The sequence below is a fragment of the Micromonospora sp. NPDC048835 genome (assembly GCF_040649995.1).
Taxonomy (GTDB): domain Bacteria; phylum Actinomycetota; class Actinomycetes; order Mycobacteriales; family Micromonosporaceae; genus Micromonospora.
Genome location: NZ_JBEZGM010000022.1, coordinates 1 through 14,402, shown reverse-complemented (window position 1 = coordinate 14,402; position 14,402 = coordinate 1). Strand labels below are relative to the sequence as shown.

12 protein-coding genes are annotated in these 14,402 nt (G+C 70.8%); 10 read left to right on the top strand and 2 right to left on the bottom strand.

The genetic code is table 11. The features are described 5' to 3' along the window. Positions 1-21: 21 nt before the first annotated feature. On the bottom strand, positions 22-594 hold the full coding sequence (locus AB0C15_RS23950) for a hypothetical protein (protein WP_357355351.1): 573 nt from the start codon (positions 592-594) through the stop codon (positions 22-24). Between the two features lie 344 nt (positions 595-938). On the opposite strand from AB0C15_RS23950, the gene AB0C15_RS23945 reads away from it, so the two are divergent. Together AB0C15_RS23945 and AB0C15_RS23940 are read left to right on the top strand one after the other, a co-directional pair. After that, positions 939-3,137 carry a tetratricopeptide repeat protein gene (locus AB0C15_RS23945; RefSeq protein WP_357355349.1) on the top strand — a complete coding sequence of 733 codons (2,199 nt, stop codon included), beginning with the start codon at positions 939-941 and terminating at the stop codon, positions 3,135-3,137. A gap of 57 nt (positions 3,138-3,194) precedes the next feature. After that, positions 3,195-3,980, top strand: a complete 786-nt coding sequence (locus AB0C15_RS23940; protein ID WP_357355347.1) for a 2OG-Fe(II) oxygenase — start codon at positions 3,195-3,197, stop codon at positions 3,978-3,980. Positions 3,981-3,999: 19 nt separating this feature from the next. Here the strand turns inward: AB0C15_RS23940 and AB0C15_RS23935 are convergent, their stop codons facing one another. Beyond that, the gene (locus AB0C15_RS23935; protein WP_357355345.1) at positions 4,000-4,971 is read right to left on the bottom strand and encodes a hypothetical protein; all 972 of its coding nucleotides are present in this window, start codon (positions 4,969-4,971) and stop codon (positions 4,000-4,002) included. Positions 4,972-5,057: 86 nt separating this feature from the next. Between AB0C15_RS23935 and AB0C15_RS23930 the strand changes: the two genes are divergently transcribed. From AB0C15_RS23930 to AB0C15_RS23895, 8 genes are all read left to right on the top strand, one after another. Beyond that, positions 5,058-5,930, top strand: a complete 873-nt coding sequence (locus AB0C15_RS23930; protein WP_357355343.1) for a hypothetical protein — start codon at positions 5,058-5,060, stop codon at positions 5,928-5,930. A gap of 31 nt (positions 5,931-5,961) precedes the next feature. Beyond that, complete coding sequence (locus tag AB0C15_RS23925) at positions 5,962-6,753, top strand: hypothetical protein (RefSeq protein ID WP_357355341.1); 792 nt, start codon at positions 5,962-5,964, stop codon at positions 6,751-6,753. 67 nt (positions 6,754-6,820) lie between these two features. Further along, entirely contained in the window at positions 6,821-8,119 is a 1,299-nt protein-coding gene (locus tag AB0C15_RS23920) for an aspartate aminotransferase family protein (RefSeq protein ID WP_357355339.1), read from the top strand. Beyond that, positions 8,116-9,603: a CoA-acylating methylmalonate-semialdehyde dehydrogenase gene (locus AB0C15_RS23915; protein WP_357355337.1), complete on the top strand. Its 1,488-nt coding sequence runs from the start codon at positions 8,116-8,118 to the stop codon at positions 9,601-9,603. The genes AB0C15_RS23920 and AB0C15_RS23915 overlap by 4 nt, the downstream gene beginning before the upstream one ends. Positions 9,604-9,921: 318 nt before the next feature. Further along, positions 9,922-11,337, top strand: a complete 1,416-nt coding sequence (gene ngcE, locus AB0C15_RS23910; protein ID WP_357355335.1) for an N-acetylglucosamine/diacetylchitobiose ABC transporter substrate-binding protein — start codon at positions 9,922-9,924, stop codon at positions 11,335-11,337. A 62-nt stretch (positions 11,338-11,399) separates the two neighbouring features. Further along, positions 11,400-12,308 (top strand): sugar ABC transporter permease, encoded by a 909-nt coding sequence (locus tag AB0C15_RS23905; protein WP_357355334.1) that lies wholly within the window; start codon positions 11,400-11,402, stop codon positions 12,306-12,308. After that, positions 12,305-13,210: a carbohydrate ABC transporter permease gene (locus AB0C15_RS23900; RefSeq protein WP_357355332.1), complete on the top strand. Its 906-nt coding sequence runs from the start codon at positions 12,305-12,307 to the stop codon at positions 13,208-13,210. Before AB0C15_RS23905 ends, AB0C15_RS23900 begins: the two co-directional genes overlap by 4 nt. A gap of 500 nt (positions 13,211-13,710) precedes the next feature. Next, the coding region (locus AB0C15_RS23895; protein WP_357355330.1) for an IS30 family transposase at positions 13,711-14,402 on the top strand (692 nt) is incomplete at its 3' end.

The window sequence follows — 14,402 nt, the reverse complement described above, 5'->3', positions numbered from 1 at the left end:
CCCGCGGTTCGGCGGGTCGGCTCAGCGGGAGCGTGACCGACGCCGGCGCAGCCAGGAACGGCGGGCCGGCACCACCTCGTCACCGAGGTCGGGCTGTGGTGGGCCGGTCCCCTCCCGCTGCCACCGGTTGCCCTGCTGGTCGGTGAAGCACAGCCGCACCGTCGCCGACGCGTACCCGCTGAGGTCGACGCTGCGGTCGACGGTGATGAACAGCTCCGCGGCGGCCCCGCCGTCGAGCCGGTCGACGGGACCGGTCACGGTGGCCACCGGCACGTGACGGCCGCCGGGGCCCGGGTCGCCGGTGTGCACCACCGGTGTGGGGGCCAGGTCGAAGACCGGCCCGTCGCTGTCGTTGGCGACCCGCACCCGCAGGACGCCCTTGCCCTCGGTGCGGGTGGTGCTGGAGACCAGCCGCGCCTGTCGGGCCTGCGCGGCCCGGTCCTCGCGCCGCCGGGCCTGCAACTCGCGGCGCAGGCTGAGCACGCCGAAGAGGAGTGTGCCGACGGTCCCGAGGCCGCCGAACCAGTCCGGGACCGATCCCCAGTCGACGCCCCAGTCAGCCATGACGGTCGCCAGGGAATCCACAATCGACATGGGTCCACGGTAGTCGCGGCACCCGAATCTGCCCTCTGGGATCCACCGTTCAGCGGCGACCACCGGCCGTCCCGCCGACGGGACTGCATCTTTCATGTTGGTGCGGCTACGTGCGGTGTTGGTGTGTGCTTCAGCGGGTAGTGTCTGGGTTACGGATCACGCGGTCGGCCGCCACCCCTCGGCGTGACCGACCATCGTGGAGCCTGCCGTCACGCCCCTCCGGGAGGCCAGATGACCCACCGTCGCCACACCCTGCACCGGCCCGGCCGGACCCGGTCGGCCCGCGTCCTGACGGGCCGCCCGGAGACGCGTCGAAGGGAGACGGGCCGCACGGAGCCGGGCCGATGACCGCGCCGGCGCAGGGCACCGGATTCTCGATCATCCCGCCTCGCCGTAACCGGCTGCCGCTGCGCGGGCGCGACGAGTTGGTCGAGACGATCCTGCGGGCCGCCGAGCCGCCCGCCGGCACCGTGCGCGCTCCGGAGGAGGCCACGCAGATCCTCTGGGGGCTGGGCGGCTGCGGCAAGAGCCTCACGGCTCAGGAGGTGGCCCGCCAGCTCGAGGAACGTGGCCGGCTGGTCTGGTGGATCTCGGCGAAGGATTCGGCGCGGGTCAGCGCTGGGATGCGCGAGGTCGCGGGCCAGCTCCAGGCTCCGGAGAACCAGCTCGACCTCGCCTGGGCCGGAAAGGCCCGCAGCCCGGTGGAGCTGGTCTGGGACCTGTTGAACAACTCTCCCCGGCCCTGGTTGCTGATCTTCGACAACGCCGACGAACCGACTCTGCTGGCCCCCGCCGACGGGCGGGTCGCCGACGGCACGGGTTGGTTCCGCCAGCCGCGTACCCCCAACGGGCTGGTCCTGGTCACCACCCGGGACGGCAGGCGGGACACGTGGGGCGAGTGGTCCACGATGTACCTGGTCAACGAGTTGTCGCCGGAGGACGGCGCACAGGTGCTCGTCGACCTCGCCGACGCGGCCCCCGGCACGCTGACCCAGGCGCGGGGGCTCGCCGCCCGGCTCAAGGGGCACCCGTTGGCGCTGCGCGGCGCCGGCACCTACCTCGCGGAGGCCAACCGCATCCCGGTCGGCACCACCCGCTCCTCGGTCCGTACCTACGACGACTACCGGGAGGCACTGGACAGGCGCTCCGGCACCGGCGTCCGGCGCAACGGCTCCAGCGGCTTCGACATGGCCGTCCGTCCGGTGGTGCAGTCCTGGGAGATGTCGCTGGACCTGCTCGCCGGGCGTGGGCTCGACCAGGCGCGGCCGGTGCTGCGCCTGCTGGCCTGTCTCGGTGACGCGCCGATTCCCTACGCCGTGCTGCTCGACCCGGTCCGGCTGTCGGCCTCGCCGCTGATCGGTGAGATCGGCGAGGACCGGCTGCGTGAGGTCCTCCGTTCGCTTGCGGACTTCGCGCTTGTCGACCTCGGGGTGATCGAGTCACTGCCGGCCCAGTCTCCGGTCGCCCACGTGGTCACCCTGCACCCGTTGGTACGCGAGCTGATCCGGGACCTACCCGACGTGGTGGCCGCTCGGGCGGAATACCACGAACTGGTGCTCGGTCTGCTGGACGCGCTGCGGCTGCGGGACCCGGACCGCCCTCGCGAGGAGGAGTTCGATCCCGACGAGCCGGACAAGTGGGCGAGCTGGCATCTGCTGGCACCACCCACGATGGGCGCGGTGTTGGATTTCCTCGACAGCGGCGACCTGCCCCGCACCCGGCCGGACCTGCTGGATGTCGCACTCGATCTGGCCCGGCTGATCGCCCGCTACATCCTGGCCGTGGGCCTGCCCGGGCAGGCGGAGATCTTCCTGGATCTCTGCCTGGCGGGGTGTCGCCGCATCGGCGTCGACCTGGACGACCGGCCGGCGCTCAGTCTGCGCCACGAACGCTCCCGGGCGGCGCTGGAGCAGGGGCATCTGAGCTGGGCCGAGGCCGAGCTGCGCGCCATCATCCCGGCTCGGGAGGCGCGACTCGGACGGGAGCACCGCAACACCCTGGCCAGTCGGCACAAGCTGGCCCGGACGATCCTGGAACAGGGTCGGTGGCGCGACGCCGAGGCCGAGCTACGCGACATCGTCCAGGCCGAGTACCGGGTGCGCGGCCCCGAGGACCGGGACACCATGACCGCGCGGCACAGCCTGGCCCGTGCGATCGTCTACCAGGGGCGGTACGCCGACGCCCATGCGGAGCTGACCGAGATTCTGGAGATCCGCCTGCGGCACTGGGCGCCGGACCACTTCGAGACCCTGACGGTGCGCCACACCCTGGACCTGTGCCGGCTGCGCGAGGGTGAGGTCGAGGAGGCCCTCGTCGACCTCCGCGAGATTCTCTCGACGGACAGCGCCAAGCGGCAGGTTCAGCACGTCGCGATGATCGCCGCCCGGCACACCCTGGCCGAGTGTCTCATCGCCACCGGCGCCGCCGCCGAGGCGGAGAAGGTGCTGTCCGGGGTGGTCGCGGACCGGCGGCGGATTCTCGGCGACGACCACCCGGACACCGTCCGGGCCGAGACCGACCTCAGGAAGCTTCGTGGCGAGTGACGGACGGGACGTCGAGGTCCCGCTCCAGTTCCGCAGCCAGCCTGACGAGGAGTTGATGTGAGCGAGCAACTACGTCGCCGGGACCGACTGACCGCCGAGTCGCTGCGGGAGTTGGCGATCGGTGAGATCGACGTGATCTGGCACCAGGAGTACTACCCGCCGGAGCAGTGCGACGCCGCGTTGCCCCGGGTGGTCCGCGCCGTCGACGAAGCGAACTTCCTGCTCACCAAGGAGTTCACAAGCGTCGGCACGTCGATGGGCGAGGTGGCGAACGGTGGCGACAGTGTCCGGCGCTACCTGGACACCGCGGCCGACACGACCCGGCTGATCCGTCACGAGGTGTTCGCGGAGCAGCAGTCACCGACCGACCTGATTCGGCTCGACCTGGATGAGATGTGGCCGTACGGGGCGACGGTCGGGCGGCACGACGGCCGCATGATGCTGCCGGGTGTGCTGCGCCGGATGACGCCCGGTGGTCGGGGCCGCCCGCACATCGACCGCCGACAGATCCCGCTGCTCGACGCGTACCGGCTGGATCGGCGGTTGGGGGTGAACATCTACCTGGAGGTGCCGGAGCCGGGCGCGGGTGGCGAGATCGACTTCTGGGGGATCCTGTCCGAGGAGGAGTTCGTGGCGCTCAAGACCGACCCGTTCGACTACGGCATCGAACCCGAACGTGTCGGTCCACCATTGGACACCGTGCTGCCCGGCAAGGGCGATCTGGTGATGTTCGAGGCGGGCCGGATGCACGGCGTCCGCGAGGTGCGGGAGGGCTGCCGTACCTCGGCGGCCTGCTTCGTCGGCGTTCGCGCGGAGAACGACCCGTTGCTGGTCTTCGCCTGAGCGGCCCGCGGCGCCGGTGTCACGCCGGGTGCGTCAGGGCGGTGTGCAGGGCGCGCATCGCGCGGATCGCCGAGCGGATCTCCTGGAGGTAGCGCCCCGGGGTGAGGGTCTGCTCGGGCAGCACCGCCAGGTCGGCGAGCGTGGGGTCCACGCCGACGGTGTCGATGGCGCAGCCGTACGGCACGGCGAGGGTGCGCAGCGCGTCGCCGTGCTGGAACGGCACGTAGATCGGCGCGGTGACCATCAGCACGTCGTCGCCCGGGGCGAGCCGGACGTGGCCGGCCCAGAACCGCTGGGTGTCGGCGGTGTGCGCGCGTCGCCGGTCGGGTTCGCTGGACGGTGCGGCAAGCACCCGGATCGGTGGTAGCCCGTTCGGTCGGTAGGTCCGCGACGACCAGGAGTGGTGCGGGTGGCCGGCGTCGACGCCGGCCTGCTCCGCCGGGGCGGTCACCTCGAACACCCGGCGGACGGCGGTGTCCAGCACGTCCACCTCGGTGTCGTCGGCCGGCAGGCCCGCGTCGGCGAGGGTGCGGCGTTCCCAGTCCGACAGCGGCCGGAAGCTGCCCAGGACGGCGACCTCGCCGCTCACCGGCAGGCCGGCGCGGAGCAGGTGCGCGGCGTAGGCGACGCGGCGTACGCAGGCGTGTGCCAGGCCGCCGAGCACCAGCAGGTGGGCGTACGCCGACCGGGCCGGTGGCACCGGGTGGATCAGCCCGAGCGCGGCGGCCGCGTCGAGCACGAGTGTCGCGGTGGCCGGGTCGAGGTCGGGCTCCCGGGCGTCGGGCCGCTCCCGGCCGCCCCGGAAGTCCCAGTGCTGGGCGGAGAACTCGTCGAGGAAACGGAGCACCTCGGTGAGGTGGCCGTCGGGCCACGTCCCGCCGAAGTGGGCGACCAGACCGCGCAGCGGGGTGGAGCTGACCCAGGCCCGAACCTGCGCCGTGGGCCGCTCCTCGTCCGTCCCGGCCGACGACGCCGTGTCCGCTTCCTGCACCTGCCGGATGCTACCGCCCGTCGCGTCCGGGCTGCTGGTTGTGGTTGCTGTCTACGCTGGCGGGAGCGGCCGATGGGGGGATCTCGATGACCCGTGACGGGACAGGTCAGCGGTTCCGGGAGGGCGGCGGCTCCGGCGCGGGTTTCGTCCGGCTGGTGGCGCACACCGACCCGGTGGCGTTGGTCGGCATCGCGCTGTCGGTAAGTCTCAGCATCGCGCTCGACCTGAGCAACGCCGCCTCCGGTGTGGAGTCGCTGTTGGCCGGCCTGATGGGCATCACCATCTCGCTCCTGGTCGACTCGCTGGCCCGTGCGGAGCGTCGCTTCCACCTGCGTACCCTGCTGGACGGCCCGCCCTGGCTGGTCGGCGCCACCACGGAGCTGGCCGGGGCCATGCGGGAGGCGGCTGAGCAGCACGCTGGCACCCGGGTGGCGGTGGAGGCGCAGCGGCGGTACGAGCAGTTCCGGTTGGAGGCCGAGCAGCTCGCGGACGGTCGGATCATCAGGCGCGGCGACGAGGACGAGGACCTGCTCGGCGCGACCCGGACCTGTGCGCACCGGCTGGACGGGGTGACGAACGTGATGCCCCGGGTGAGCGGGGAGTTGAGCTGGTGGCGCAGCGAGATCGGCCGGCGCTACTGGGAGGCGAACGTGGAGGCCCTGCAACGGGGTGTGCAGATCACGCGGGTCTTCGTCTACGCCACGCTGACCGACGAGTTGTCCGCCCTGGTGGAGAAGCAGCGCGCGGCCGGGGCACGGGTGGGTCTGCTGCCGCTCGGGGTGGTCAGCCCGCACCTGCACGTGAATCTGACCCTCTGGGACGGGTCGAGCTGCTGGGAGGCCCACATGACCGCACACGGCGAGATCGGCGAGAATCAGTTCTCGGTCAACCGGACGGACGTCGCCAGGCTCACCCGCGTGTTCGACCTGTGCGCGAACGCCGCGACCTTCCAGGACTGACGGCCTCCACCGGGGCGGGAACGGGCGAGCCATGACGTGGAGCGCGGTCCTGCTGGTGACGGCGGTGGTCTGGGCGGTGAGCGTGATCCGCTCCGTCCGGCTCCGGGCTCTTGTCTACAGCCTGCCGCTGCCGATGACGCTCGCCCTGGTCACCACCGGTCACCGGGTGGAGGGCCCGCAGGTGCTCGGCGTGCTCGGGCTCAATCTCTTCTTCGTCGTCGTGGCGGTCACCCACCAGCGGTGGCGTTGGCCGATCCTGCTCGCCGACGGGGCGGGGATCGCCGGGTACGTGGCGTTGAGTGCCGGTCTGCTGGCCGTCGACATCCCGTTCGAGGTGGCCCTGGCCGGCACGCTCGTGCTCTGGCTGGCGACAGTCCTGTGGTTGCGTCGTCGTGCCCGCCGGCGGGTCGCCTCCGCCGAGGAGGTGGCCGCTGCCGCGGCGGCGGTGCCCGGCACGCAGACCCGCCCGGACGGGCTGCCGGCGCTGCTCAAGCTGGTGGTGATCTTCGTCGGGGCGGTCCTCACCCAACTGCTCGGTGCCGTGCTGCGCGGCATGGTGGTGACGTTCCCGTACTCGGGGGTGCTGGTCGCGGTCGAGGCCCGCCGGCAGTTGGCCGAGTTCAGCAGGCACTTCGCCCGCAACAGCCTCGCGCTGGTCGGCTTCCTCACCGCGTACCACTACCTTCAGGACGTCTCGTCGGCAGTGGCGCTGGGCGCCGCCTGGGCGGCCTTCGCGGTGATCGCCGTCGCCCTGCACCTGCCGGTGCGCCCCCGCCGGGTATTGCGGGCTGTCAGGTGGGGAGGTCCTTGCGCTACACGGTGACAGTTGTTCGCGTCGGCCGGCGGTGGGAGCGTGCGGTATCCACGAACGCCGCTGAAAGGTTGCCACGATGACCGACGACCTGCTGGCCCGGCACCGCGCCGTGCTCCCGTCCTGGATGCCGCTGTACTACGCCGAGCCGATCGAGCTGGTCTCCGGCTCGGGCCGCCGGGTCACCGACGCGCAGGGGCGCAGCTACCTGGACTTCTTTGGCGGCGTGCTGACCAACATGATCGGGTACGACATCCCGGAGATCCGGGAGGCCGTCGAGCGGCAGCTCGCGACCGGCATCGTGCACACGTCGACGCTGTACCTGATCCGCCAACAGGTGGAGTTGGCCGAGAAGATCGCCGAGCGCTCCGGCATCCCGGACGCCCGGGTGTTCTTCACCAACTCCGGCACCGAGGCAAACGAGGCGGCCCTGCTCGTCGCCACCAACCACCGCCGCTCGCACCAGATCCTGGCCGTCCGCAACAGCTACCACGGCCGGTCGTACGCGGCGATGGGCGTCACCGGCAACCGCACCTGGTCGGCAAGCGGCCTCAACCCGCTCCAGGTGGCCTGGCTGCACTCGGGTGACCGGGTGCGCGGTCTGCTGGCCCGGCTCAGCGCCGACCAGCAGGTCGACGCGGCGGTGGAGGACCTGCGCGAGGTGCTTGCCACCCAGACCGCGGGTGACGTGGCCGCGCTGATCGCCGAGCCGATCCAGGGCGTGGGCGGCTTCGTGCACCCGCCGGACGGGCTCTTCGCCGGTTGGAAGAAGGTCCTCGACGAGCACGGCATCCTGTTCATCGCCGACGAGGTGCAGACCGGTTGGGGGCGTACCGGGGAGCACTTCTGGGGTTACCAGGCGCACGGCGTCACCCCGGACCTGCTCACCTTCGCCAAGGGCGTCGGGAACGGGTTCGCCCTGGCCGGGGTGGTCGGCCGGGCCGAGGTGCTCCAGGCGGTGCCGGCCATCAGCTTCTCCACGTTCGGCGGCAACCCGATCTCCACGGCGGCCGGCAACGCGGTGCTCGACTACCTGACCGCGCACGACCTGCAGGCGAACGCGGCCCGCGTCGGCGCGATCCTCGCCGACGGCCTGCGGTCCGCCGTGGGCGGGCTCGACTGCGTCGCCGAGGTACGCGGAAAGGGGCTGATGCTCGGCGTCGAGTTTGTCCGACCGGGCGGTGGTGAGCCGGACCCGGCGCTTACCAACTCGGTCTTCGAGGCCGCCCGGGAGGGTGGTCTGCTGACCGGCAAGGGCGGGCTCTACGGCAACGTGCTGCGGATGGGCCCACCGTTGACGCTTACCGAGGAGGAGGCCCGGGAGGGCCTGGCGATCCTCGTCGACGCGATCCGTGCGGCGGCGGGGGTGGCGGCGTGAGCATCGGTCACTTCGTCGACGGCAAGCGGGTCGGTGGCGCCTCCGAGCGGCGCGGCGACGTGTTCGACCCGGCCACCGGCCGGCGTACCGCCGAGGTCGAGCTGGCCTCGACCGCGGACGTCGACGTCGCGGTGCGGGCCGCTACCCGTGCGGCCCGCGACTGGCGCGACGCGTCGCTGGCCCGGCGGTCGGCGGTGCTGTTCGCCTTCCGGGAGTTGGTGCACGCCCGCCGGGACCGGCTCGCCGAGGTGATCACGGCCGAGCACGGCAAGGTGCTCGCCGACGCCGCCGGCGAGGTGCAGCGCGGCCTGGAGGTCATCGAGTACGCCTGCGGCCTGCCGTCGGTGCTGCGCGGGGCGTTCAGCGAGAACGTCTCCACCGAGGTCGACTCTTACACCATCCGGCAGCCGCTCGGGGTGGTCGCGGTGATTTCCCCGTTCAACTTCCCGGTGATGGTGCCGCTGTGGTTCGTGCCGGTGGCGGTGGCCTGCGGCAACGCGGTGGTGCTCAAGCCGAGCGAGAAGGACCCGAGCGCGGCGCTGCTGCTCGCCGAGTGGTTCGCCGAGGCGGGTCTGCCCGACGCGGTGTTCAACGTGGTCAACGGCGACGCCGAGGCGGTCGACGCGTTGCTGGACCACCCGGAGGTGCGGGCGGTGTCGTTCGTCGGCTCGACTCCGGTCGCCAGGTACGTCCACCAGCGCGCGACGGCCACCGGCAAGCGGGCGCAGGCCCTCGGTGGGGCGAAGAACCACATGGTGGTGCTCCCCGACGCCGACCTGGACCTGGCCGCCGACGCGGCGGTGAACGCCGGGTTCGGCTCGGCGGGGGAGCGGTGCATGGCCATCTCGGTGCTGGTGGCGGTGGAGCCGGTGGCGGACGCGCTGGTCGAGCGGATCGCCGCCCGGGTGAGGGGTCTGCGTACCGGCGACGGCCGACGGGGCTGCGACATGGGTCCGCTGGTCACCGCCGCGCACGCGGCGCGGGTGCGCTCCTACCTGGAGGCCGGTGTGGCCGCCGGTGCGGTGCCGGTGGTGGACGGTCGGGACGTGACGCCGGACGGGGACCCGAACGGTTTCTGGCTCGGCCCCACCCTGTTCGACCGGGTGACCCCGGACATGTCGATCTACACCGACGAGATCTTCGGGCCGGTGTTGAGCGTGGTCCGGGTCGGCTCGTACGACGAGGCGGTGAACCTCGTCAACGCCAGCCCGTACGGCAACGGCACGGCGATCTTCACCAATGACGGTGGTGCGGCCCGGCGCTACCAGCACGAGGTGGAGGTGGGCATGGTCGGGATCAACGTGCCCATCCCGGTGCCGATGGCGTACCACTCGTTCGGCGGCTGGAAGTCCTCCCTCTTCGGCGACCTGCACGCGCACGGCGAGGACGGGGTGCGGTTCTTCACCCGGGGCAAGGTCGTCACCAGCCGCTGGTTGGATCCGCGGCACGGTGGGGTCAACCTCGGTTTCCCCACCCAGACCTGACGGACGCCGCTGTCGAGACCACCGGGTCGGTCCGCCGAGAGGCGGGCCGGCCTTGTCGGCGTACCCCCGAATGGTCGGGAAGGGGCGGCCCGGCGGTGTCGGTCCCCGCGGGTGGTGGCGGGGTCTGACCGGCGGCGTTCGGCGCTCGGCGCGGCTGGTGGTGATAACGGTTCGGCCTTCAGGACTTGAAGTCCGGGCCCGGCTGTCGTAGAAATTCTTCAGCAACAGGGCATTAACTGAAGAGAACCACCAAGCCTCGCGCGGCTGACGCCACCCCCGCACACCGGCGATCCGCCCGACCCGACCCGAGGAGAACCCATGAACAGGCGTGACATCCTTCGGCGCAGTGCCGCCGCCGGCCTCCTGGCCACCCCCGCCGCTGGTCTGCTGTCCGGCTGTGCCACCAGCGGTGGCGGTGACAAGAACGATGCCGAGACCTACCGGGGCACCAAGAGCGCGCAGAACCCACTCGGCGTGAAGGAGGACGCCCCACTCGAGGTGGTGATCTTCGGTGGCGGGTTCGGTGAGGAGTACGCCAAGGCCCACGAGGCCATGTACACCGAGAAGTACCCGAAGGCGAAGATCACGCACTCGTCCACCCAGGAGATCAGCAAGACGCTCCAGCCGCGCTTCGTCGACGGCACCCCACCGGACGTGGTCAACAACTCCGGCTCCGGCCAGATCGACTTCAACGGCCTGGTCAGCCAGAAGGCCCTCGCCGGCCTCGACGAGCTGCTGGCCGCCCCGAGCCTCGACATCCCCGGCAAGACGGTCAAGGACACCCTGCTGCCCGGCGCGGTCGAGGTCGGCTCCTACGACGGCACGTTCCTGGTGCTCAACTACACCTACACCGCCTACGGCATCTGGCACTCCGCCAAGCTCTTCGCCGACCGCGGCTGGTCGTACGCGAAGACCTGGGACGAGCACATCGCGCTCTGCAAGCAGATCAAGGCCGCCGGCATCGCCCCCTGGACGTACGCCGGCCTGCACCCGCGCTACATGAGCTGGCCCCTGATCTCCACGGCGATCAAGTTCGGCGGCCCGTCGGTGGCGACCGCCATCGACAACCTGGAGCCCAACGCCTGGAAGTCCGACTCGATGCGCGCCGCCGCCGACGCCTGGCACCAGATCGTCAAGGACAAGTACATCCTGGAGGGCTCGCCCGGCCTCGACCACAAGCAGTCGCAGACCGCCTGGTGCCAGGGCAAGGCCGCCTTCATCTCCTGCGGCTCCTGGCTGGAGAGCGAGCAGAAGGACGTCACCCCGGCCGGGTTCAACATGACCATCGCGCCCACGCCGAGCCTGGGCAGCGGCGACAAACTGCCGTTCGAGGCGATCCGGGGCACCGCCGGGGAACCGTTCATGGTGCCGGCCAAGGCCCGCAACATCGCCGGTGGTCTGGAGTACTTCCGGACCATGCTCTCCAAGAAGGGCGCCCAGGACTTCACGAAGAAGGTCGCCAGTCTCACCGTCGTCGCCGGCGCCACCGAGGGCGTCGAGCTGCCGTACGGGCTGAACACCGTGGTCAAGGCCCTCGACGCGTCCGGCGCCAACGGCTTCAACTGGGTCTACAACAACTTCTACCGCAAATTGGAGCGCAACCTCGTCGACGCGGCGTGCGGCGAGTTCTTCAGCGGCCGCATCGGCCCCGCGGAGTTCCTCGACCAGTGCCAGAAGGGCGCCGACTCGATCGCCCAGGACAGCTCGGTCAAGAAGTACAAGCGAGCGGCCTGACCGCCCGGCCGGTGGGGGAGATGTGCCCCCACCGGCCGCACCCCCACGGAAAGGTCCTCCCCGTGAAACATGGCAAGTGGCCGCTGATCGTCACGTTCCTGGTGCCACCGGTGCTCCTGTACGTGTTCTTCGTCGTCTCGCCGTACCTCCAGGCGTTCCAGATCTCCACCACCGACTGGCTCGGCTACTCGGCGGACGCCAACCCGGTCGGCCTGGCCAACTTCAAGACCCTCTGGCACGACGACTACGTGTGGAACGCGTTGAAGAACAACGTGATCCTGCTGGCCCTGGTGCCGGTGCTGACAATCGTGCTCGGGCTCTTCTTCGCCACCATGCTCGCCCTGGGCGGGCGCAAGGGCAGCGCCGGCGTGACCGGCGTACGCGGCGGCGCGCTCTACCGCACCGTCTACTTCTTCCCGCAGGTGCTCTCCGTGGTGATCATCGCGCTGCTCTGGAAAGAGGTGTACCACCCCAACCAGGGCCTGCTCACCAGCGCCGCACACGCCGTCGGCCTGACCGCGCCGACCTGGCTCGGCGACCCGGCGACCGCCTTCTGGTGCGTACTGGCGGTGATGGTCTGGAGCAACGTCGGCTTCTACGTGGTGCTCTTCGGCGCGGCGATGTCGGCCGTACCGAAGGAGATCTACGAGGCGGTGCTGCTCGACGGCGCGTCCCGGTTCACCACCCTGCGCCGGGTCACCCTGCCGCTGCTCTGGGACACCGTCCAGGTCGCCTGGGTCTACCTGGCCATCTTCGCCCTGGACGGGTTCATCCTCGTACAGCTCATGACGAACGGCGGCCCGAACTTCTCCACCGACGTCATCGGCGTACGCATGTACGACACCGCCTTCGGCAGCGAGACCAAGTTCGGTTACGCCTCCGCGATCGGCGTGGTGATGTTCTTCCTGACCCTCTCGGTGGCGGTGCTGTCGCTGCGCATCGGCCGGCGCGAACGGATCGAGTACTCGTGACCACTCTTGATCAGACCACCCGTTCCGTCGCCGGGCCGGCGTCGAGCGCCCGTCGGGACCGCCCGGTGCGCCGGGAACTCGGCGTGGCCAACGCCCTCTCGCACGGCTTCCTGCTGCTCTGGGGCCTGCTCACCGTACTGCCGCTGCTGTGGATGTTCATCAGCTCGTTCAAGACCAACGGTGAGATCCTGTCCGACCCGTGGGGCCTCCCCGACGCCCTGCACTGGGACAACTGGGCGCGGGCCTGGACCGGCGCGCACATCGGCCGGTACTTCCTCAACAGCCTGGTGGTGGTGACCGGCTCGGTCAGCCTCACCATGCTGATGGGTGCCACCGCCGCGTACGTCTTCGCCAGGTACGAGTTCCGCGGCCGCCAGGCCGTCTACTACCTGTTCGTCGGCGGTCTCATGTTCCCGGTGTTCCTCGCCCTGGTGCCGCTCTTCTTCGTGGTCCGCAATGCCGGCCTCTTCAACACCTGGCTCGGGCTGATCCTCGTGTACGCGGCCTACTCGCTACCGTTCACGGTGTTCTTCCTGACCGCGTTCTTCCGGACCCTGCCAACCTCGGTGGCGGAGGCCGCACTTGTCGACGGCTGCGGTCACTTCCGGCTCTTCTTCCGGGTGATGCTGCCGATGGCGCGTCCGGGATTGATCAGTGTCGCGATCTTCAACTTCCTCAGTCACTGGAACCAGTTCCTGCTGCCGCAGGTGCTGTTGCAGGGCGACGAGTCCAAGTGGATGCTGGCGCAGGGGTTGTTCGCGCTCTCGGTCAGCCAGGGCTACGCCGGTGACTACGCTCGGCTGTTCGCCGGGCTGAGTATCGCGGTGCTTCCGGTGCTCGCCGTCTACGTGGCGTTCCAACGTCAGGTGCAGGCCGGCCTCACCGCCGGTCAACTCAAGTAGAACGCCTCGTCGCAGACCGATCCCGATCACCCCTGTCAGCCATCGGTCAAACCTCGCCCCCCGCCCCCGCCTTGCCCGTGCCCCGCCCCTCGCCTCGCCTCGCGGCGCGCCCTTCGCCTTGCGCCCCGCCCTTCGCCCCTCGCCTTGCCCTCGCCCCGTCCCCCGTCCCCCGTCCCCCGCCCCTCGCCCCGCCCTCCGCCTCGCGCCCCCGCGCCGGACCCCACCTGCGCCGTCAAGATCCGAGCAACTTCGGTGAAACTGCTCCCTCGCCGCGTCGCGAGGCAGCAGTTTCACCGAAAGTGCGCGGATCTTTTGGTCATAACGCGTGGGTCGGGGCAGGTTCAGGCGCTCTGAGCGCCTCGGGCGGACGTGGAGCGCAGACCGCCACCATGATCGTGCTCGATCCTGGATGTAGTTCCCGTGCTCAGGTGGTCGTAGCAATCGATCTTGTCGTTCGTTGGTCTCTTCGGCGGGGTGATCGTTGAGAGGCTGGTGGGGACGTGGCGGGTCGTAGGCCGTTGACGGTGGCGGACCGGGAAGAGATCACGCGGGGGATCGCTGAAGGGCTCTCGGGTCAGCAGATCGCGGCGCGGATTGGTCGGGATCCGAGTGTGGTGTCGCGGGAGATTTGTCGGGGTGGTGGGCGGGGGTTCTATCGGGCGTGGCGTTCGCAGCGGCAGGCGCAGCGGGCGCGGCGTCGGCCGAAGCCGTGCAAGCTGGAGGTGGACGGCCGGCTGCGGGAGGTGGTGGTGAGATTGTTGGGTGAGGGCTGGTCGCCGGATCAGGTCGCTGGGCGGTTGCGGGTGGACTATCCCGATGACGAGGCGATGCGGGTGTCGCACGAGGCGATCTACACATGGATGTACGCGTTGCCGGTCGGGGAGTTGGCACGTCAGCATCTGCGGTTGCGCAGTGGCCGCAGGAACCGTCGTCCGGCGCGGTCGCCGGCGTCGCGGGCGCCGAAGATCCCGAACCCGACGTTCATCGATCAGCGGCCCGCCCAGGCCGAGGACCGCCGGATACCGGGGCACTGGGAAGGTGACCTGGTCATCGGGAAGAACGGTGCCAGCGCCACCGCCACGCTGGTGGAACGCACCTCCCGGTTCCTGATCCTGATTCCCCTGTCAGGACGAGACAGCCCCACCGTCACCAGTGCCGTGGCCACCGGCATCGCCGGCCTGCCCGACGCCCT